Consider the following 20,761-nt stretch of genomic DNA (forward strand, 5'->3'; position numbering starts at 1 on the left):
ACGTCCGGTGGACCTCACCGCCACTGAATGAAGTTGCACTTTATATCATGCAAAAAGGACATGATCTTCGCTTAACCCGTCATCATTTGAGCCTGGATTATTCATCTGCCCTAAATATGTCATTACCCTTTGATCTCTCATTTCGTCGTAAAAGGACTGATTTCTGTACCAATGATCATAGTCTAGATCATTTTTGCTTGAGTTGCATGTGCTACAAGCGGGGATAATGTTTTCCTTGCCAAAGCTGCCGCCTTTTGAAAATGGAACAACGTGTTCGAACGTTAATTTTTCTTTCTTTCCGCAATAGGCACATTCATTGTTAAAATGATGGACGGCGTTCTCCCATTCAGCATCCGTCAAAGAAAAATCTCCCCGATGCCGATGCCTTTTTTCTTGTGCCACTATTGCGCCATTCTTCACTTTCTTTTGCCTAGTTGCAGCGTGCTCGTATAACTCATTAACGTCCAGCAGTTCTTCAAGACCCATAAGCTTTATTGTAGGATTGATCGTCAAAATGGAATACGCCACTCGTTCTCTTTTGTCATCATCATTCGCTTCCAAATACAGAACAACGAACACTTCAACCATTTCTTCAATTGTTGCAATCGAATTTTTTTCATCTAAAGTGGCGTAATAATGATCAATAAACGCCTTTTGCTTTTCTGTTAAGTTCATTTCACCTAACCTGCCTTTAGATTATTTTTACGGACTTTAGCTGGGCTCATTCTTTTCTTTTTATCTTTTCCTATTTTCATTCGGTATATGATCATTCATTATGCCTTCTTCAAATAAAAAAGCACCCGCTAGGATGCTTTTTGTTTAAACGATCATAAAGACCTCAATTTGTGGAATCCTTTTTCAACTCCGCAACGGAAGGCTCACTAAAAAAGTAGTTCCTTCGCTTGAGGTGGAAACCAATTCGATTTTCCCTTCATGGTTTTGAACAATTCTTTGCACAAGTGTTAAACCTAAGCCGGTTCCGTTTCCTTTAGATGTTGAAAACGGATTATATAAAGATTGTTGCATATCAAGAGGGATTCCTGTGCCCGTATCTTTAATATAAATTTGATAAAAGCCGTTTTCTTTAGTTGAATAAATATATATAGTCCCCTGTTCATTTATCGCTTCTTTACTATTACGAATTAAATTGTAGAAGACTTGTTTCATTTGATTCATATCAACGAATACAGGCACTCGCTCTACATCAATGATAAATTTAATCTGATCCTCTTTTAATGAAGATTGAGTAATTAAAGGCAAAATGTCATTAATAATCTCTTCTATATAGGTTTCGTTTAAAATAGGTGCTCCAGGCTTAGATAGAAGAAGCATATCCTCAACGATGGTATTAATTCGGTCAATTTCTTTCATGACTAGCGGCAAATAGAATCGTTCTTTATCTACATCAGGGATCGCGTCGTTCATCAATGATAGAAAACCTTTGATCACCGATAGCGGATTTCGAATTTCATGAGCTGCCCCTGCAGCTAATTCGCCTACAAGAGCTAACTTTTCTGATTGATGGATTCTATTTTCTAATTCTTCCGTTTTCGTTATATCGATGAAATAAAAGATTCTTCCGATTACTTCTTTATGTTGATTGATTAACTGTGATTGAGAAACTAACAATTGATAATGTTCCCCATTGATTTTCAACGGAACCTTTATATTTTGACAAATTCGCTTTGATAACAGAATATCCCAAAAGGGTGTGTTTTGGGCATATACTCCGTTCTTAATAAGCGTTTTTATCTTTTCTTCATCTATATCTAATACATTTTTAGCTGACGTATTGAGTGAATAGAACGTTGTTTGATTATCGCTTGTAATAATGCCCACGGGTAATGAATTTAAAATTTCATCTAGATAGATCTTATCAGCCAAAATTTTGTTAAATGACTCTTTTAATCGGAGTGACATCTGATTAATCGAATCCGTTAAGTGCTGCAATTCAATTTGATTCGTTTCATTGATGGTTAAACCATATTGACCATTCGCTATATCATTTACGTTGTGAATCATTTTTTCAATCGGTTTTGTTAAACTACTGCTAATTTTATACGATGCATAGATAGATAAAATGACAGCCCCGCACGTCATTAAAATTAATAGTACTAATGAATCTTCAATGATCGTTGAAAAATCATTCGTATGATCATTTAAAGATAAAAAGGTTTCTTCCTCCAAATCTTCCAATTCTTTCTTTAATTCTTCCATTTTTGGGAGATATTGATCTTTAATATATTTTTTAGCGGCCTCTTCATCTCCATACACTATAAGGCCCTGTACATTGTTGACAATGATAAAATCCAATAAATTCATTTCACGTTCAAAGCTTTCCATTGACTTTGGTATTTCCACCTGATTTTGTTTTGCATATTGAAATTTTTTCATTTCTTGTGATGTATACATTTCAATAAAGCGATCACTGGTGTTATGTAAGAGATAGCTTTCAACTATATATTGTTTAATACTTAACTCTTCTTTCCAATAAGAAATCCAGACGACTCCCGGAATGTTATTATCTTTCACTTTTTTACTCACTTGATTGATATCTTCGATCGAATGAACAAAGATGAGTGAAAATCCGCTTAACAATATTGTATTTAAGAGGAGGACCAGTAATATTTTATTGCGAAACGGCATTTTCAAAAAGCTCTTATTCATCACATTCTTCCTTATCTCCTACTGTTCAATAGATTGATCTCTGAACGGATATATTGTTTTTCCTTTTCTGTATACATCGGACCAAATGGAGCCAGATTGTATACTCCATCTTTTTCATTCAATACGACTTTCCCCTGAGGGATCCCGTCCTCACTAAAGAAGTCTTTCATCACAGCAATATACGCCTGTGGAACATCATTTAAGACACTCGTTAACACGTGTTCTTCACCCATATAGGATTGATCATCCAAATAACCGATCACAAAAGTGTTTTTCTCTTTTGCATAATCAATCACATTTCGATTATAGCCATTCCCTTTGGTAAAGATCACATCGACACCTTGATCCATCATTTCTTTCATCAATTCCACCGCTTTTTCCCCGTCATCCCTGCTATTCACAACGCTATAGTATAATATGGCTTCCGGTTTATACTGCTTCATCCCTTGTTCAAACCCGGGGAGCCTCTTTCTCGCTTCATATGCATCTAGTATACCGATCTTATTGCTTTTTGTTTTCAGAACGGCTGCCAAAGCCGCCATGTATTCAATCTTATTTTGATCAAACGTGTAAACGGTTTGATTCGGGTGTTTTGAGGTCCCATGAATCGTGACAAAATGAATGTCAGGATAAGTAGTTGCGATTTTTGTAAAAAAGCTTGAAAACTCGCGGCCGTGGCCAATGATCACCTTAGAGTCTGCTGCAACAGCTTTCGTTATTGTGTCCTCCATCTGTTCCTCTGTTTTGATCTCACTAAATAATTCAGCGGATACTGGGAATTGCTCCTCTATTTTCATCTTGCCCTTATAAGCGAGACTTCCCCAGCTTTGATCTTCAATGACATCAGAAGTTATAATCGTCATCTTTGTTTTTTCTATTTGACTATTTGTTTCAGCATTGTCTAAAATCGTCTCTGTTTTAAACAAAATAATAGAGATAAACGTGAATATAACGATTACGGTTACCCATAACAGTAATTTACTCTGATTCTTTTGTGGCATTACAGCTCCCCTATCAAAAAAGTATTTCTACTACACCTTAAAAAAGTATACGTATCGACTAGGATTTCACAAATATCAACCAGCAAGTAATATTATCGATATTTATTAGTATCATTTGCTAAAAAGATAAACAGAAGAATTTGTTTCAATTCTTACAAAATCATACATATGCATCATGAATAAGTGATTGCTTTTGTTGACGTACCAAATCCTTCATTATAAGTATTATACTCTCTATAATATATTAAAAAAAGAGGAGACTAGAAACTGTTCGTTCAAATTAATCAATTATTTACTATCTGTAGTCACTGTGCTGCTGGCAAGGATTCCGTTTCATTACTCATGGACACTTTTTCCTTTTTAGACTGATTTATATACATTACATAATTTTTCACCAATCAATCATGACCCTGACGGTATGCCTAGGACTTTTTTATATAAACAGATGCAGGCTTTACAGCGATTCATCTATTGTTTCACCAGTTCTAGCGCAGTACTTTTCATTCGGAAATTTCTTCCATATGACTCAAACCATTTTTATTGGGTAGCCTATTCTTGTAGCTTTTTTCATTTTTTCTAAAGAGGAAATGAAAAAGACCTTATCAATACGCAAGGTAAAGGACTGAAAAATATGTTAACAGAAGATCAGCTAGCCCATTTTCGTACAGAGTTAATGAACAGGAAGACTGAATTAGCCTCTCATTTTGAGGATAATGATCATTTCGATTTAAAAAGAAGCCTATCTGATTCCATAAGTGAATTATCCGTATACGACAACCACCCGGCGGATGTAGGTTCAGAGTTATTTGAAAGAGGGAAAGATGTAGCGCTCAATGAACACGCTGAGCTAGAACTGCAAAGTATCGATAAAGCATTAGAAGCGATGAAGGATGGAACGTACGGCATATGTGAAACGTGCAAAGAAGAAATACCTGTTGATCGTTTAGAAGCCTTGCCAACAGCCCTGTACTGCATTGATCATTCTCTGGACCAGAAAATTTCCCGCGATCGACCTATTGAAGAAAGCGTATTAACTTCGTTTGGAAAGTTTGATATAGATACAAAAGATGAAAATGTCGCCTATGATGCGGAAGATTCGTGGCAAGATGTTGCACAATATGGAACGTCCGAGTCACCATCTGATTTTGCTAATCCACCGGAAAATTACGACGACATGTACGTCGAATCGGAGGAAAATGTTGGGTACGTGGAAGATTACGAAAACTTTGTCGGGGTGGACATTACCGGGAAAAATATTACGGTCTATCCGAATAAACAACATGAACATTATGAAGATGGATTAGATGAAGAAGGTATAATGACTGAATTTGGTGACTTACCAGCATCGGAGCAAGATCCTTATACGAAGAAGAAATGATGGAATCAGGCAGCTGGAGTCCCTAGGATAATGGAATCCAGCTGTCCCTTTTCTTTTGTAAACGCTAGTCATAACCAAAGTTATTTTTATTTTCCGGAATTTGCGATATCTGATATGTTTTTTCCAGCCAAACGTTCGGCCCTTCTTACATCCATCTTTCGCTGCTGCAAACACTTCGCAATTTGAACGTGTAATCCTCTACTCGGTTGCTTCATTCCGCTTATCCCTCCTTTCCTGTTTTTATTATTTCCACATATGGCGTTGCTACTCTGTCTCAAACCACTCCCAGTAAATTGGATTAAAGGTGCCATACGCCTGGAATTGATCATTTTTGTGAAACTCCATAAACCCATACCGTTCTAACCAGCGGTAGGCACTTTTTCGTTTCTCGTCATCAAAAACGACAAACAAATATTCATTTCGTTTTAAGCGATATCTGAACTGAAGAATGATGTCGATTGCTTTTTTCAGACCTTCCAGCCCACATTCTCCGGTTGACATGTCTTTTTGGCCTTTCAGACTGTGATTTTTCCAATAATTCGCCTTTTTTCGGGTGTCGGTAATGATTATCCCGACATTCCATACATATACGATTTGATTTGAAATACTCTGTTTTTCACGCCAAAAGTAAATATGAAGTGCTTGGCCATTGCTTAATGGTTGGCAATATCGAACTTCACTTTTTCTCTTCTTCACTAGGTCACGCAGCACAATCACCTCTCCGTTATCTACGTTTTTTAAAGCAAAGAAAAAAGTACCCAAAAGAAGAGTACTTTACAAGCATTATTTCCATTTTGACCATTCATCTTTCATTTCTAGTTTGTTTTAAATGTATTTTTCTCTAAAAATTCCATCCCCGGCAATGTGAGGGAGAAGTCGTCATCCGTAAAGTAACCCATTATTTCTTTTCCTGCTTCAGTTCTTTTCACATTAATGCCTGTTGCTAAGTTATTTGAATCGATATACTGAAGAGCTTCCCCGAACTTTTCTAATCCAACTCCATAATCGTTCCAGTCTGGCTTCATTCCCATTTTAATGTTTCCAAGAATGTTGACTGCTAATTTTTCTACTTGCATCACCTGACCTCCTTATCATTTCAAGAAATTTTCACTAAATGCAATAGTCTACTCTACCCTTTTTTCGTCCCCCATATTCAAAAATGATCAGTTTGGTTCCTTTCCTTTCATTCAGCTCATACTAAGAAAAAAATGGGGTGATGAAAATGATTAAGATGGATCAATATGTAGAACATATCCAAAAGCATGCTGTTCGTTTTATCAATGCAGCCGATTTAGAGCCGTTAATAAAAGACGCAAGTCACGCTCAGTATGTCTTGCTTGGAGAGGCTTCTCACGGGACATCCGAGTTTTACACGACCCGTGCTGAAATCACAAAAAAACTGATTGAAGAACATGGTTTTTCTTTTGTTGCGGTGGAAGGAGATTGGCCGGCTTGCTTTGAAGTTAATCGCTATATTAAAGGACATACCCCTGAGTATACGAATGCAGAGGCAGTATTACATTCCTTCAACCGGTGGCCTGCCTGGATGTGGGCCAATGAGGAAGTCGCACATCTTGTTGATTGGCTTCGTGCTTTTAATGAAAACCAAAAAACCGCAGATAAACTCGTCGGATTTTATGGATTGGATGTGTATAGCCTGTGGGAGTCGATGGAAGCCATCATTCATTACTTGGAAAAGACCAAATCTCCTGATGTAGAAAAAGCGAAGCAGGTGTTTGAATGCTTTGAACCGTTTCATCGACAAGCGGAACAGTATGGCATTTCGGCTGCTTTTTATGGCGAAAGTTGTATACAAGAAATCATGGGCCTTCTTCAAACGATCCACCAAAACAAACATTCATATGGCGGCGATCTTGAGTCCGCCCTTAATATGCAGGTAAACGCTCTCGTTGCAAGCAATGCAGAGGCTTACTACCATGCCATGGTTACAAACGGAAATGAGTCATGGAATATTCGGGACCGGCATATGGTCGAAGCCCTTGACTATATCGGACATTATTACGGAAAAGAAGCAAAAGGGATCATTTGGGAACATAACACCCATATTGGAGATGCCCGCGCTACAGATATGGCAAACGACGGAACGGTCAATGTCGGCCAGCTCACCCGTGAAAAATATGGGCAAGAAAACGTGTATGCGATCGGTTTCGGCACGCACCATGGCAACGTGATAGCCGCCCAGAAGTGGGGAGATGCGGCAGAAGTAATGACAGTTCCAAAAGCGGAGAAAGAAAGCTGGGAGGACTTAGTTCATCAAGCAGGGCCTTATAATAAATACATCCTATTTACGGAAGAAAACCAGCATGTGTTTCGAGATACACTAGGACACCGTGCCATTGGCGTCGTGTATCATCCTGAAAGGGAACAGCTTGGTAATTACGTCCCTTCCCGCCTCTCAGAAAGATATAATGCCTTTATCCATATAGAGAAAACAAAAGCATTATCTCCCTTCACCTTTTAACGAAAACGAGCAGAGGCTAAAATGAATGGAATATTTTATTGAAAATATGGGAATCGTAGAGAGAGGTTACAAGGATTCTCCTTGTTTCAAGAAATTGCCGATCTATACTATACTGAGGAGGGCAAATGGTGACAAAAGATCAATCCAATCGTGACAATCAAAAAACGAATGTTGAAAATGAAGACACATTGACAAACAGACAGGGACATCCAGTTACGAATAATCAAAACATCCGAACAGTCGGAAATCGCGGCCCTGCTGCGTTAGAAAACTATGATTTCATCGAAAAAATTAGCCATTTTGATCGAGAGCGTATTCCTGAACGTGTGGTTCATGCACGCGGTGCTGGTGCGCACGGTTATTTCGAAGCCTATGGAACAGCTGGAGACGAGCCTGTTTCGAAATATACACGCGCGAAATTATTTCAGGAAAAAGGGAAACAAACACCTGTTTTCGTTCGTTTTTCATCGGTTATCCACGGTGGTCATTCGCCAGAAACGCTTCGTGACCCGCGTGGATTTGCCGTTAAATTTTATACAGAAGACGGAAACTGGGATTTAGTTGGAAACAACTTAAAAATTTTCTTTATCCGTGATGCAATGAAATTCCCTGACATGATCCATGCCTTTAAACCGGATCCCATTACGAATCTTCAAGATGGAGAACGATTTTTCGACTTTTGCGCAAGTTCCCCTGAATCCTTCCATATGGTGACGTTTGTTTATTCACCGTGGGGCATTCCGGCGAACTACCGCATGATGCAAGGCTCTGGCGTGAATACGTATAAATGGGTCAACAGCAAAGGCGAAGCCGTACTTGTTAAATATCACTGGGAACCAAAGCAAGGCATTAAAAACTTGACGCAAAAAGAAGCGAGCGAAATTCAAGCGACCAATTTTAATCATGCGACTCAAGATTTGTATGATGCCATTGAGCGCGGCGATTATCCGGAATGGGAACTGCTCGTCCAAGTCATGAGCGATGATGAGCATCCGGAACTAGATTTTGATCCGCTTGATGATACGAAACTGTGGCCAGAAGATAAGTTCCCGTGGCTACCTGTCGGTAAAATGACCTTAAATAAAAACCCGGAAGATTACTTTACCGAAGTGGAACAATCCGCATTCGGTACAGGCGTCCTCGTTGACGGTCTCGATTTTTCGGATGACAAAATGCTTCAAGGTCGGACGTTTTCATATTCAGACACGCAGCGCCATCGCGTAGGTGCGAATTATTTGCAGCTGCCGATTAATGCGCCGAAAAAACGGGTTGCGACGAATCAAAGCGGGGGACAAATGCAATATAAAGTAGACCGTGCCCCTGGTCAAAACCCTCATATTAACTATGAGCCATCGATTTTGGGCGGACTAAAAGAAGCAAAACAAGCCGGGAAAGAACATACACCACACGTTGAAGGCAAACTAGTGCGTGAGTCCATCGACCGGCAAAGCAATACGAAACAAGCGGGCGAAACATACCGCAATTTTGAAGACTGGGAAAAAGATGAATTAATTTCAAACCTTGTCGGAGACCTTTCTAAATGCGATCAACGACTTCAAGATAAAATGATCGCTCTGGCAGAAGAAGCAGACGAAGAATATGGCCGCCGCTTAAGAGAAGGCTTGGCGAATGCCTCAAAAGACGGATCTAGCCAAAAACCACTTGGCAACAAAGACGGTGATCAAGCACCGGAAAAAGCAGTGAAAAAAGGGCACGACGCTGAACCATACTGATGTCACATTATACTATTCAAAATAACCGGCAGCGGAATTTCCGCTCCGGTTATTATTTGTTATTTTGCTAAATTTTGCAATCTTGTCATTCGTTTCTTCATCTTTTCCCATCCTTCTATTCCTATTATTTAGTTCAGAAAGAGTATAGCCGATTCATAGAGGCAAAACAATGCATTTTGTCATGTAACTGTCCATGTCAAGCACACATAAAAACTCCGATTGCACATACACACAATCGGAGTTTTTATGATTTTCCAAAAAATGAACAGACGTTATCTATTCGGCAGCGAGAGCGATGCCCATGTGTTTTCAAGCCACTTATTAAAGTCGGCTCCCATTTCCCCTTCGTACGTATCGTACACATCGAGTCTCATTTTTTTAAACTTCTCTTCAAATTCTTTAAACGTATGATCTTCCGGTAAACTTTTCTTAATTCGCACCAAGATTTTCATGACGTCTTTAATCGCGTCACTTTTTTTCTTGGGCGGTAATTGAACATCTTCGCCTAACTTTTTAAGCTGACGGAAAGCAGCCTCTTGCACTTTATACACGGTATCGGTCATCATCATACGCGTTAGCAGCTTAATGGTTTGTTCGTTTTTCCACTGTCCTAACTCTTCAACAGTGTCTAAACGTTCTCTCCAATTAGACGTTCGATTGGCTGATTTTTTTAATTCTTTAAAATGTGGAGGTAACTCACTTTTTGCTTCTTTATTATTCAAACGATTTAATCCCCTTCTATTTCAACATCTTTTTAATAAAATAAAACTTCATTCCAATCCGTATTGTACCATGATCTGTTGAAACACGTACTCTTTTTCAGCGTTTTACACTTCAATGATAATTGGAACAATCATGGGCCGTCTTTTTGTTTCCGTATATAAAAATTTCCCGACCGATTCTTTTACGCTTTTTTTGATGACTTTCCATTGGTTTACTTTTGCGCCTTGTAAGTTGTGAACGGTCGTTGTCACGAGCTGATTCACGTCATTTAAAAGCTCTTCCGAATGGCGAGCATGGACGAACCCACGGGAAATTGTATCCGGACCCGAAACAATTTTGCCTTCCGTTTTGCTAAGATGAATCACGATGATGAGCATCCCTTCCTCAGACAGTTGTTTTCGGTCACGTAATACAATGTTTCCAACATCCCCAATACCCAATCCATCTACAAAAATGTTCCCTGAAGGTATTTTCCGCGTCTGACGGGCCACTGCGTTGTGAATATCGACCACATCCCCATTGTTTACAATAAAAATGTTTTCTTGCTCGACTCCAACAGATTCGGCTAATAAGCGGTGCTGATGCAGCATTCTATATTCACCGTGAATAGGAATAAAGTATTTCGGTTTCATTAACGTAAGCATTAATTTTAATTCTTCTTGACTCGCATGTCCGGAAACGTGCAGACCCGTTACACTTCCCGATCCATAAATCACTTTCGCTCCGAGAAGAAATAAATTATCGATAATCCGTGCCACATTCCGTTCATTCCCTGGTATTGGGCTTGAAGATAATATAACCGTATCTCCCGGCATAATTTCTACTTGCCGATATTTCGAACTAGATAGACGGGATAAAGCGGCCATCGGCTCCCCTTGGCTTCCGGTACAAAGAATCGCCACCCTCTCGGGAGCCATTTGATTCACTTCATTCGCGTCAATTAACATGCCATCAGGGATCGTTAAATAACCAAGTTCCAATGCAACCGATACGACGTTCACCATACTTCGGCCAAGTAAGGCAAGCTTTCGATTGGTCTTTATCGCAGCATCTACGACTTGCTGAACGCGATGAACGTTTGATGCGAAAGTAGAGATAAACACTTTCCCCTGCGCTTTGTTGAACGCTTCTTCAATGTGCTCGCCTACAAATCTTTCAGACGGCGTAAACCCCGGACGTTCCGCATTCGTACTTTCTGATAATAGAGCTAACACACCATTTTTACCGAGGTTGGCCATTTTATGAATATCCGGATATTGATCATTTACCGGCGTTAAATCGAACTTGAAGTCACCCGTATGGACGACTGTCCCTTCAGGTGTATGAAAAGCAACGCCTAGACAATCGGGAATACTATGGTTTGTTTTAAAAAAAGTTAAACGAATCGTTCCTAACTCAATACTCGAATCAGAGTCAATCGTGATAAGCTGCGTTTCCCGAAGAAGCCTATGTTCTTTGAGCTTCACTTCGATTAAACCTAACGTTAATCGTGTTGCATATATCGGCATATCTAATTGTTTTAATATGTATGGGATAGCCCCAATATGATCTTCATGTCCATGCGTCACAACTAAAGCTCGAATCTTCTCCTTGTTTTCCTGTAAGTAGGCAATATCCGGGATAATCAAATCAATGCCTAATAAACTTTCATCTGGAAATTTGGATCCACAGTCGATGACCACAATATCGTCTGCATATTGTACCGCATACATATTTTTCCCAATTTCATTAACGCCACCTAAAGCAACGATCGATAATGTATTTTCTGCTGCGTTCAACATTCGATTCCTCCCACTTTACATCATTATGCAAAGTGTGCCCTTTTAACATCTTTTTATGCTTGACCATAAAGTTTCACATATCGGGCATAAAACATGATGTAAAGTTTTCATCCGTTACTATGCCGGCTGAAGCGTAACGCAAATCAGGGCAGTACAATTTCTGATTTATTCCAATTTTATGTAATTGTATCGTTTAAAGGAGAAAAAAGATTGTCAGCACATTTCACTGACAATTTTGATTAGTCTATGCTCTTAAAAGCTTTGCGTTAATTGCAACAATTAATCAATTTCAATTGTACAAGCACTTGAGGCAAAACTTTCTCCTACAAGAAAGCCGTGTTCATCAGTATAATCAATTTGCGTTTCTATATCTACATAACGTTTTGTAAAATGGTCCATTCGAATGTGAATTCCATCATATTCAATAACCGTATCGTTTCGTCGTGGTTCATCAAAAACAAGCGTAAATTTAACAGACAGCCCGCATCCGCCAGCTACATCGGCGTCAATACGGGGTGACTGTTCCTCCTTGAAGACCATTGCTTTTAGCTTGTCCAATGCCGCTTCTGTTAGTGTGATAACCATTGAACGCTCTCCTTCCCGTCAATATCCTATTATTCATGATCATACATTTGATTTTGCTGCACGGACCTGTTCATCAGCATGGTAGGAAGAGCGAACAAGTGGACCTGATTCACAATGGCTAAACCCTTTGGACAAGGCTATTTCCTTTAATTCGTTAAACTCCTGTGGACTCCAATATTTTTGTACTTTTAAATGGTGTTTCGTTGGCTGTAAATATTGACCGATTGTCATGATATCCACATCATTGTCGCGGAGGTCCACCATCGTTTCTATAATCTCTTCTTTTGTTTCTCCAAGACCAATCATAATACTTGATTTCGTTGGAATGTTGGGATTTAATTCTTTCGCTCGTTTTAAAAACCCAAGGGAACGTTCATATGTTGCTCGTGCACGAACTCTCGGTGTTAAACGTCTCACTGTTTCAATGTTATGGTTTAAAATGTCTGGTCTTGCATCCATTAATGTTTTTAAGTTGTCACATTCCCCATTCATATCGGATGGAAGAACTTCAATGCTGCAAAATGGATTGAGACGCCGCACTGCTCGTACCGTCTCCGCGAATACCCCCGCTCCGCCGTCTTTTAGGTCATCACGAGCAACAGCGGTAATGACGACATGCTTTAAGCCCATTTGCTCCACTGATTCTGCCACACGTACTGGCTCTTCCCAATCAAGCTCTGTCGGAAGCCCTGTTTGAACAGCACAGAATCGGCAGGCACGTGTACATACACTTCCTAAAATCATAAAGGTTGCCGTTTTGCGTACAGCCCAGCATTCATGAATGTTAGGGCATTTCGCTTCTTCACAGACCGTATGAAGTTTTTTTTCGCGCATCATTTTTTTTAAGCCTGTATACTGTTCATTCGTATTTAATTTAATTTTGAGCCATTCTGGTTTACGCACATACTCAATAGTCATATCATTCACTCCTATAAATGGACTGAAACCAGTCACAATCTTGATATATATCCAGTATTGATGTTCATTTATTGAAAACCGCCAAGATTGAAATAGTGAAAAAGTACATGCTCACTTTACTTTCATTCCCGGCGGTTCATTTTCAATCCTGAAATTAATTTATGATTTTACGATTTCTTTATCTATCTCCACCGCTTCCTCTTTTGTATAACGCAATATTGGCTGTCTAGCTGCTTGTACTTCATCCAATCGGCCAATGACCGTTGTATGCGGCGACTCTAATACAACGTCTGGATTGTTTTCTACTTCTTTGGCGATTTGAATCATCACATCAGCAAAGGCATCCATTGTTTCTTTTGACTCTGTTTCTGTCGGCTCAATCATCAAGCATTCTTCTACATTTAGCGGGAAATAGATAGTCGGCGGATGGTAGCCGAAATCCAGCAGACGTTTTGCCATATCAAGTGTTCTTACACCAAGTTTTTTCTGTTTGGATCCTGATAAAACAAATTCATGCTTACAAATTTGTGAATACGGTGCTTCAAAATATGGCTCTAGCTTTTTGCGAAGATAATTCGCGTGAAGAACAGCACTTTCAGATACTTGACGCAATCCTTCCGGCCCCATTGTGCGAATGTACGTGTACGCACGAACAAGAATACCAAAGTTTCCATAATAGCCTTTTACACGGCCAATTGAAAGCGGCTGATTAAAGTCGATCACATATTTATCCTCGTCTTTTTCAATACGCGGCACCGGCAAATACGGAATCAGTTTCTTTTTCACACCGACTGGCCCTGCGCCAGGACCGCCGCCGCCATGAGGCGTTGTAAATGTTTTGTGAAGATTTAAATGGACGATGTCAAAGCCCATTTTACCTGGCGTTGTTTTGCCTAAAATAGCATTGGCATTTGCCCCATCATAATACAATAAGCCGCCTGCTTCATGAACAACTTTGGCGATTTCCACAATTTCTTTTTCAAATAGACCGAGTGTATTAGGATTTGTGAGCATGAGTGCTGCTGTGTCGTGGTCCACGTGCTTCTTTAATTCTTCTACATCTACTAAACCATTTTCATTTGATGGAATGGTCACTGTTTGAAAACCGGCAACCGTCGCGCTTGCTGGATTCGTACCGTGAGCAGAGTCTGGAACAAGTACCTTCGTTCTCGTTTCTCCTTTTTCTTTAAGATACGCCTTCACCATCATGAGCCCTGTCCATTCGCCTTGAGCGCCTGCAGATGGCTGCAGTGTCACAGCATCCATACCTGTAATGACAGCTAATTCCTCTTGCAATTCATATAAAAGCTGAAGTGCTCCCTGTGCCGTTTCAGCTGGCTGGTAAGGATGAATGCGGCTAAAGCCTTCTAAACGTGCTACATCCTCGTTAATTTTTGGATTATACTTCATCGTGCAAGAACCAAGCGGATAAAAACCATTATCGATCCCGTGATTTTTATTGGAGAGTGCAGTATAATGGCGTACTAGCTGAAGCTCCGATACTTCCGGAAGTTCAGCCGGGATATCACGAATTAAATGTTTAGGAAATTTATCTTGCAGATCAACTTTGTTTACGTCGCTTTCCGGAAGACTGGAACCGACACGCCCTGAACGACTAATTTCAAAGATCAAATCATTATATTCAACCATTTACGCTCGCCTCCAATACATTTATAAATTGGTCAATTTCTTCTTTCGTACGCTGTTCTGTTACTGCAATGAGCATTTGATGGTCAAAGCCGTAATCATTTCCTAAATCAAATCCGCCGATGATTCCTTGCTCAAGAAGCTTTGTATTAACTTCCTTAACTGGACGAGGAAGGTCTACAACGAATTCATTAAAGAAAGGTGCTTCATTCGCAACAACAAATCCTTTTTCCTGCAGACGTTTTGCCATATAATCCGCTTTCTCTATATTCAGCTGTGCCATATCGCGGATTCCCTGCTTTCCAAGTGCTGTCATGCAGATGGAAGAAGCAAGAGCATTCAATGCCTGATTAGAACAAATATTAGAGGATGCTTTATCACGACGAATATGCTGCTCACGCGCTTGCAGTGTTAAGACAAATCCACGTTTGCCTTGCTCATCTGCCGTTTGTCCTACAATACGCCCCGGCACTTTGCGCATAAATTTTTTAGTAACCGCAAAATATCCACAGTGCGGACCGCCAAAGGACATCGGTATCCCTAATGGCTGCATATCCCCGACAACGATATCTGCCCCTAGCTTACCTGGTGCCTGTAATTGTGCCAGTGACAATGGATTGGCACTAACAATGAAAAGGGCCCCTGTTGTATCTGCGATATTTTTAATTTCTGCTAGGTCTTCGATCGATCCGAAGAAGTTTGGGTATTGAACAATCACAGCAGCCGTGTCTTTATCAATTTGTGCCTGCAAGCTTTCCAAATCTGTACAGTCACCTGCTAAATTTATCTCTTCGACTGTATAGCCCGGACCTCCCGCAACTGTGTTTAAGATCGCCCGTGACTCAGGATGAACAGCTTTAGAAACAAGTACTTTCGAACGCCGCGTAGACGCAACGGCAAGTGATGCAGCTTCTGCAAGAGAAGTAAAGCCATCGTACATAGAAGAGTTGGCAACATCCATTCCCGTTAGCTCACAAACCATCGTTTGAAATTCAAAAATGGCTTGTAATTCCCCTTGGCTGATTTCCGGCTGGTACGGAGTATAAGCTGTATAAAACTCAGAGCGGGAAATCATATGGTTCACTACACTTGGAATGTAATGATCATACGTGCCAGCACCAAGAAAAATTGGGTATTCGTTAGCATTTTTATTTTGCGATGCAAGCTTATGCATCTTTTTCATCAACTGCGGTTCAGGAATGGCGTCTGGAATATTTAACTCTCCCTTCAGACGAATCTCAGGAGGGATATCTTCAAACAGCTCATCTACTGAAGAAATATCTAAAAAGGCTAACATTTCCTCTTGATCTTGTTTTGTATCTGGGAGATATCGATAGGTTGCTGTCATCTTACACATCTCCTTTACGAACAAATTCCTGGTACGCACCGTCATTTAAAAGCGATTCTAACTCTTCCGGATTGGACATTTCGACTTCTATTAACCAACCTGCTTCATATGGCTGTTCGTTAATCATCTCAGGTTCATCCCCTAACGCCTCGTTGACACTGACAACAGTACCTGATACAGGAGAATAAATTTCAGAAGCTGTTTTAACCGACTCGATTGTTCCCATTGTTTCATTAGCTGTTACCTCATCATCACTGTCCGGGTTTTCGACAAAGACGATATCACCTAATTGATTTTGGGCATAATCTGAAATCCCAATACGCACTCGATTTCCGCCTAGTTGTAGTACCCACTCATGATCCTTGCTATATAGTAAGTTTGTTGTCACTTTTGTCATTGTTTTTTCTTCCTTTCACGCGCTAATATTTTTACGGTTTTGAACAGTTTAGGATATACAAGTTGTATATTGCTTGCCGATTTCACGCTTGCATGCACATTCCCACTTTCGTACGATGCATATCAAGCTATTACTATATGAAAAATTTTATGATCCTTTTTTATAGAACGGTGCTTTTATAACAACGGCGTCAATCTTCTTATGACGGATTTCAACTTTTAACTGCGTCCCCACTTCAGCGTGTTCTGCGAATACCAGCGCAAGGCCTAAGTTTTTCTGTAATGACGGTGAGCGTGTTCCGGATGTAATAAAACCAATTTCATCTTCTCCAGAAAATACTTTGTACCCGTGACGAGGGATGCCCCGTCCTGTTACTTCAATCCCTACTAACTTTCGTTTTAATCCTTCTTCTTTTTGAGCTGTAAGGGCCGCCTTGCCGATAAAATTACTTTCTTTGTTCGTTTTGACAGCAAAACTGATTCCTGCTTCAAGCGGGCTGATTTTATTTGTGAGCTCCTGGCCATATAGTACAAGGCGTGCTTCAAAACGAAGCGTATCACGCGCACCAAGTCCACACGGTTTTAAACCCTCTTCCTTTCCTGTATTTAGAAGTTTCTCCCAAAGTGTCTCCACCTTATCCGCTGCTAAATAAAGTTCAAAACCGTCCTCCCCCGTGTAGCCTGTACGGGATACGAGAACTTCTGTAATACCGTCTACATTGACATGTTGAGCAAATTGGAAAACACCAATTTCAGATAAATTAGTCTCTGTGAGTTTTTGTAAGATGCCTTCTGCTTTTGGACCTTGAATGGCAAGCAAGGCAATGTCACTTGATCTATTTTCTAACTTCACGTCTCCTTCTACATGCTGCTTCATCCACTCAAAATCTTTTTCAATGTTTGATGCATTAATGACGAGTAAATATTTTTCATTTTCTAGCTTATAAACTAACAAATCATCGATCGTTCCACCGTCTGGATAACACATAGCTGTATACTGTGCTTGGTTGATCTGAATCTTTGTTACATCATTCGTTACCAGGTAGTTAAGGTAATTCTCTGCATCTTTTCCTTCTACGAGCACTTCCCCCATATGAGAAACATCAAAAAGCCCAGCTTCCTTTCGAACGGCCTCATGTTCTTCTAAAATGCTTGAAAATTGTACTGGAAGTTCCCAACCACCAAAATCAATGACCTTTGCTCCGTACTTTTTATACACTTCAAAAAGCGCTGTTCGCTTTAACACTGTTTTTGTACTCACTGCTACACCCCCGATTAAGTTTTCCTGCAAAATAACTCTTCTTTTACCCTTTTACCCGTTTCGGTCATAGCAAGGCCGCCAAGTGCTGTTTCTCTAAGTGTTCTCGGCATTTCCTTTCCAATCTTGTACATCGCCTCAATGACTTCATCGCACGGAATGCGGCTTTCGACACCCGCAAGAGCTAAATCCGCAGCTGCAAAGGCAATCGATGTACCAATGACATTTCGCTTAATGCAAGGTACTTCAACAAGTCCCGCAACGGGATCACAAACTAAACCTAAAAGTGATTTCATCGCAATAGCAGTTGCATGCACTACTTGTTTTGGTGTTCCGCCTTTTAATTCAACGATCGTTCCTGCAGCCATGGCCGTAGCAGAACCGACCTCTGCCTGGCACCCTCCTGCAGCCCCTGAAATAAACGAACGATTTGCAATCACATAACCAAGCATACTTGCCGTAAACAATCCCATGACTAAATCTTTATAGAAAGTGCCGTCATTTTTGTGAAGCGAAAACAATACGCCTGGCAAAATTCCTGCGGCACCGGCAGTTGGCGTTGCCACAATAACACCCATTCGAGCATTACTTTCGGAGGTTGCCAGCGAGAAAGTCATCGCGTTACTAATATAATCGCCTGTAAGTGATTTCCCTGAACGTTCATATTCACTCATTTTCACGGCATCACCACCGGAAATACCGCTCGGTGCAGCAGATGTGTCTTTTTTACCGTTATCAACTGCTTCCTTCATTTTGATTAATCGTTCTTCCATCATGCTGATAATGGTTTCTTTATTTCTCCCTGACTTTTCTGCTTCCATCATCAGCATGATTTCACCAATTGTTTTTTGTTCACTCTCACAAGCTTCAATGAGTTCTTTCATTGACTGGATTTCCATCATACATCTCCCATAAGAACTTTTCTCATCCTATATTGTGGATACTTTTTGGCTATCACAGAAAGGTCTTCGCCTGTACTTAAACGTATATCTACCGTCTTGCCATCAATTATAAATACTTTTGATAAGCCTCCCCCAAGAGATGCTCCACCAACTTTCACAACATTTTCTCCCCGCCTTGCTGTCACAATTGTTGTATTTGGATGCTCAAAATGTGCACAATTGTCTTCGAAATTTAAGGTATAGTCAAGCCCTTGTCCGTATGCCAGCTCAAGCGCGTATTTAATTCTCGGATCATCTGTATCCATCCCGAGTAGCCCGCCAAGCAAAGCCTTATCTGTCCCATGCCCTTGGTATGTTTGTGCGAAAGAATCATAGAAAATAATGTTCGCCTCTTTCGGACAACCGCCTAAGAGTTCATGTATAAACCTGCCAATAGATACAACACCGGCTGTATGAGAACTAGATGGTCCTACCATGATTGGTCCGATAATGTCAAAGCAACTTTGAAATTCCATGATGTTTCTCCTTTCTTACACATTAATCGGCTGTTGAAATAAAGGATACACTTCACAAATAGATTTTGTTGTTTCTTTTGCCTTTTCTAGAACAGCTGAATCCCCTTTGCTCTTTAAAACAGCCGAGATGACTCCCGCAATTTGCACCATCTCTTCCTTTTTCATTCCGCGTGTTGTTAATGCCGCTGTGCCCATACGGACTCCGCTTGTCACAAACGGGCTCTCCAGATCATATGGAATCGTATTTTTATTGACAGTAATTCCTGCTTCTTCAAGCAGCTTCTCCGCTACTTTTCCCGTTAAGTTCCATGGGCGTACATCCAGTAACACAATATGATTATCTGTTCCGCCGGAAACAAGGACAGCTCCTTCTTTCTTTAATGCTTCACCAAGTGCTGCAGCATTTTCAATGACTTGTCTGGCGTATTCTTTAAAGCTTGGCTGCAATGCTTCTTTGAAGGCAACGGCTTTGGCTGCAATAATGTGCATCAACGGTCCGCCTTGAATGCCTGGAAATACCGCTTTATTGATCGCTTTTATCATTTCTTCATCATTTGTTAAGATTATGCCGCCGCGCGGCCCTCTCAATGTTTTATGTGTAGTGCTCGTCACAACATCTGCATATGGTACTGGTGATGGATGAAGCCCCGCTGCTACAAGGCCTGCAATATGGGCCATATCCACCATCAATTTTGCCCCAACTTTGTCGGCAATTTCTTTAAATCGTGCAAAATCAATGGTTCTTGGATAAGCGCTTGTACCGGCAATAATTAGTTTTGGTTTTTCTTTTTTAGCGATGGCTTCAAGCTCATCATAGTCAATCAATTGAGTATCTTCCCTCACTCCATAGGAGACAATATCAAACCATCTCCCAGAAATACTGACAGGACTTCCATGAGTTAAATGTCCACCATGTGAAAGGTTCATTCCCATCACTTTATCACCAGGCTGAAGCAGCGCGTAAAAAACAGCGAGATTTGCTTGTGCACCTGAGTGAGGCTGAACATTTGCATACTTGGCATTAAAAAGCTTAGTTAGGCGCTCAATAGCTGCTTGTTCTGCTATATCGACAAATTCACATCCACCATAGTAACGTTTCCCCGGAAGACCTTCTGCATATTTGTTCGTCATCACGCTTCCCATTGCTTCTAATACCTCTTCGCTGACAAAGTTTTCTGATGCGATCAACTCGAGTGTTTGATGCTGGCGATTTTTTTCCTGCTCAATCGCTTCAAAAATCGTTGAATCATTTTTTTGTAAACTCACTCTTATTCCTCCTTATAGTTTCAGTTTTCACTGAATATTTTCATCGTTTTATTTATCCTGATGATCAAACTGGTTTTCTTCAGGCCCTACATCTTTCTCTAGAGTGTTGCAGTAAATAATCATACACTATTCCCTTTTTTGGATATAAAAAAGGACAGAAA

Annotated in this window: 20 protein-coding genes; 3 read left to right on the top strand and 17 right to left on the bottom strand. The window is 40.3% G+C overall.

The genetic code is table 11. The features are described from left to right. Positions 1-45 precede the first annotated feature (45 nt). The 3 genes from AWH49_RS09030 to AWH49_RS09040 all read right to left on the bottom strand — a co-directional run bounded on the left by AWH49_RS09030 (position 46) and on the right by AWH49_RS09040 (position 3,668). Positions 46-675 carry an HNH endonuclease gene (locus AWH49_RS09030; protein ID WP_063965418.1) on the bottom strand — a complete coding sequence of 210 codons (630 nt, stop codon included), beginning with the start codon at positions 673-675 and terminating at the stop codon, positions 46-48. Positions 676-858: 183 nt separating this feature from the next. Beyond that, complete coding sequence (locus AWH49_RS09035; RefSeq protein WP_063965419.1) at positions 859-2,667, bottom strand: sensor histidine kinase; 1,809 nt, start codon at positions 2,665-2,667, stop codon at positions 859-861. 11 nt (positions 2,668-2,678) lie between these two features. Next, entirely contained in the window at positions 2,679-3,668 is a 990-nt protein-coding gene (locus AWH49_RS09040) for a BMP family ABC transporter substrate-binding protein (protein WP_063965420.1), read from the bottom strand. 631 nt (positions 3,669-4,299) lie between these two features. On the opposite strand from AWH49_RS09040, the gene AWH49_RS09045 reads away from it, so the two are divergent. Next, positions 4,300-5,046: a TraR/DksA C4-type zinc finger protein gene (locus AWH49_RS09045; RefSeq protein ID WP_063965421.1), complete on the top strand. Its 747-nt coding sequence runs from the start codon at positions 4,300-4,302 to the stop codon at positions 5,044-5,046. Between the two features lie 86 nt (positions 5,047-5,132). Here the strand turns inward: AWH49_RS09045 and AWH49_RS20965 are convergent, their stop codons facing one another. From AWH49_RS20965 to AWH49_RS09055, 3 genes are all read right to left on the bottom strand, one after another. Continuing rightward, entirely contained in the window at positions 5,133-5,261 is a 129-nt protein-coding gene (locus tag AWH49_RS20965; RefSeq protein ID WP_018392076.1) for a hypothetical protein, read from the bottom strand. Between the two features lie 49 nt (positions 5,262-5,310). After that, entirely contained in the window at positions 5,311-5,757 is a 447-nt protein-coding gene (locus AWH49_RS09050) for a hypothetical protein (protein WP_063965422.1), read from the bottom strand. 104 nt (positions 5,758-5,861) lie between these two features. Continuing rightward, positions 5,862-6,122, bottom strand: coding sequence for a YjcQ family protein (locus tag AWH49_RS09055; RefSeq protein WP_063965423.1), 261 nt, complete (start codon positions 6,120-6,122; stop codon positions 5,862-5,864). 146 nt (positions 6,123-6,268) lie between these two features. Here AWH49_RS09055 and AWH49_RS09060 point away from each other — a divergent pair, with 146 nt between their 5' ends. Further along, complete coding sequence (locus tag AWH49_RS09060) at positions 6,269-7,528, top strand: erythromycin esterase family protein (RefSeq protein WP_063965424.1); 1,260 nt, start codon at positions 6,269-6,271, stop codon at positions 7,526-7,528. 125 nt (positions 7,529-7,653) lie between these two features. Then, positions 7,654-9,261 carry a catalase gene (locus tag AWH49_RS09065; RefSeq protein ID WP_063965425.1) on the top strand — a complete coding sequence of 536 codons (1,608 nt, stop codon included), beginning with the start codon at positions 7,654-7,656 and terminating at the stop codon, positions 9,259-9,261. A 272-nt stretch (positions 9,262-9,533) separates the two neighbouring features. On the opposite strand, the gene AWH49_RS09070 is transcribed toward AWH49_RS09065, so the two are convergent. From AWH49_RS09070 to glyA, 11 genes are all read right to left on the bottom strand, one after another. After that, on the bottom strand, positions 9,534-9,983 hold the full coding sequence (locus AWH49_RS09070) for a HEAT repeat domain-containing protein (protein ID WP_063965426.1): 450 nt from the start codon (positions 9,981-9,983) through the stop codon (positions 9,534-9,536). Positions 9,984-10,088: 105 nt separating this feature from the next. Further along, positions 10,089-11,765, bottom strand: a complete 1,677-nt coding sequence (locus AWH49_RS09075) for a ribonuclease J (RefSeq protein ID WP_211268389.1) — start codon at positions 11,763-11,765, stop codon at positions 10,089-10,091. A 279-nt stretch (positions 11,766-12,044) separates the two neighbouring features. After that, entirely contained in the window at positions 12,045-12,350 is a 306-nt protein-coding gene (locus tag AWH49_RS09080) for a HesB/IscA family protein (protein ID WP_063965427.1), read from the bottom strand. A gap of 39 nt (positions 12,351-12,389) precedes the next feature. Beyond that, a complete protein-coding gene (gene lipA / locus AWH49_RS09085) occupies positions 12,390-13,268 on the bottom strand; it encodes a lipoyl synthase (protein ID WP_063965428.1) in 879 nt (292 codons plus the stop codon). Between the two features lie 159 nt (positions 13,269-13,427). Beyond that, positions 13,428-14,918: an aminomethyl-transferring glycine dehydrogenase subunit GcvPB gene (gene gcvPB, locus AWH49_RS09090; RefSeq protein ID WP_063965429.1), complete on the bottom strand. Its 1,491-nt coding sequence runs from the start codon at positions 14,916-14,918 to the stop codon at positions 13,428-13,430. Beyond that, positions 14,911-16,263, bottom strand: a complete 1,353-nt coding sequence (gene gcvPA, locus AWH49_RS09095; protein ID WP_063965430.1) for an aminomethyl-transferring glycine dehydrogenase subunit GcvPA — start codon at positions 16,261-16,263, stop codon at positions 14,911-14,913. The genes gcvPB and gcvPA overlap by 8 nt, the downstream gene beginning before the upstream one ends. Position 16,264: 1 nt before the next feature. Further along, complete coding sequence (gcvH, locus tag AWH49_RS09100; RefSeq protein WP_063965431.1) at positions 16,265-16,660, bottom strand: glycine cleavage system protein GcvH; 396 nt, start codon at positions 16,658-16,660, stop codon at positions 16,265-16,267. A gap of 147 nt (positions 16,661-16,807) precedes the next feature. Further along, positions 16,808-17,905 carry a glycine cleavage system aminomethyltransferase GcvT gene (gcvT, locus tag AWH49_RS09105; RefSeq protein WP_483294783.1) on the bottom strand — a complete coding sequence of 366 codons (1,098 nt, stop codon included), beginning with the start codon at positions 17,903-17,905 and terminating at the stop codon, positions 16,808-16,810. A 29-nt stretch (positions 17,906-17,934) separates the two neighbouring features. Next, a complete protein-coding gene (gene sdaAA / locus AWH49_RS09110) occupies positions 17,935-18,816 on the bottom strand; it encodes an L-serine ammonia-lyase, iron-sulfur-dependent, subunit alpha (RefSeq protein ID WP_063965432.1) in 882 nt (293 codons plus the stop codon). Then, positions 18,816-19,334 (bottom strand): serine dehydratase beta chain, encoded by a 519-nt coding sequence (locus tag AWH49_RS09115; protein WP_063965433.1) that lies wholly within the window; start codon positions 19,332-19,334, stop codon positions 18,816-18,818. The genes sdaAA and AWH49_RS09115 overlap by 1 nt, the downstream gene beginning before the upstream one ends. A gap of 15 nt (positions 19,335-19,349) precedes the next feature. Then, entirely contained in the window at positions 19,350-20,600 is a 1,251-nt protein-coding gene (glyA, locus tag AWH49_RS09120) for a serine hydroxymethyltransferase (protein ID WP_063965434.1), read from the bottom strand. Between the last annotated feature and the right edge of the window lie 161 nt (positions 20,601-20,761).

The organism is Domibacillus aminovorans (genome assembly GCF_001643235.1).
Classification (GTDB): domain Bacteria; phylum Bacillota; class Bacilli; order Bacillales; family Domibacillaceae; genus Domibacillus; species Domibacillus aminovorans.

Coding starts and splice junctions, on each gene's coding strand:
- AWH49_RS20965 (WP_018392076.1), bottom strand. CDS start 5,261: ATGAAGCAACCGAGTAGAGGATTACACGTTCAAATTGCGAAGTGTTTG.
- gcvPA (WP_063965430.1), bottom strand. CDS start 16,263: ATGACAGCAACCTATCGATATCTCCCAGATACAAAACAAGATCAAGAG.
- AWH49_RS09035 (WP_063965419.1), bottom strand. CDS start 2,667: ATGAATAAGAGCTTTTTGAAAATGCCGTTTCGCAATAAAATATTACTG.
- AWH49_RS09055 (WP_063965423.1), bottom strand. CDS start 6,122: ATGCAAGTAGAAAAATTAGCAGTCAACATTCTTGGAAACATTAAAATG.
- AWH49_RS09040 (WP_063965420.1), bottom strand. CDS start 3,668: ATGCCACAAAAGAATCAGAGTAAATTACTGTTATGGGTAACCGTAATC.
- sdaAA (WP_063965432.1), bottom strand. CDS start 18,816: ATGGAAATCCAGTCAATGAAAGAACTCATTGAAGCTTGTGAGAGTGAA.
- AWH49_RS09065 (WP_063965425.1), top strand. CDS start 7,654: ATGGTGACAAAAGATCAATCCAATCGTGACAATCAAAAAACGAATGTT.
- gcvH (WP_063965431.1), bottom strand. CDS start 16,660: ATGACAAAAGTGACAACAAACTTACTATATAGCAAGGATCATGAGTGG.
- AWH49_RS09115 (WP_063965433.1), bottom strand. CDS start 19,334: ATGGAATTTCAAAGTTGCTTTGACATTATCGGACCAATCATGGTAGGA.
- AWH49_RS09045 (WP_063965421.1), top strand. CDS start 4,300: ATGTTAACAGAAGATCAGCTAGCCCATTTTCGTACAGAGTTAATGAAC.
- AWH49_RS09060 (WP_063965424.1), top strand. CDS start 6,269: ATGATTAAGATGGATCAATATGTAGAACATATCCAAAAGCATGCTGTT.
- lipA (WP_063965428.1), bottom strand. CDS start 13,268: ATGACTATTGAGTATGTGCGTAAACCAGAATGGCTCAAAATTAAATTA.
- AWH49_RS09075 (WP_211268389.1), bottom strand. CDS start 11,765: ATGTTGAACGCAGCAGAAAATACATTATCGATCGTTGCTTTAGGTGGC.
- AWH49_RS09080 (WP_063965427.1), bottom strand. CDS start 12,350: ATGGTTATCACACTAACAGAAGCGGCATTGGACAAGCTAAAAGCAATG.
- gcvPB (WP_063965429.1), bottom strand. CDS start 14,918: ATGGTTGAATATAATGATTTGATCTTTGAAATTAGTCGTTCAGGGCGT.
- AWH49_RS09030 (WP_063965418.1), bottom strand. CDS start 675: ATGAACTTAACAGAAAAGCAAAAGGCGTTTATTGATCATTATTACGCC.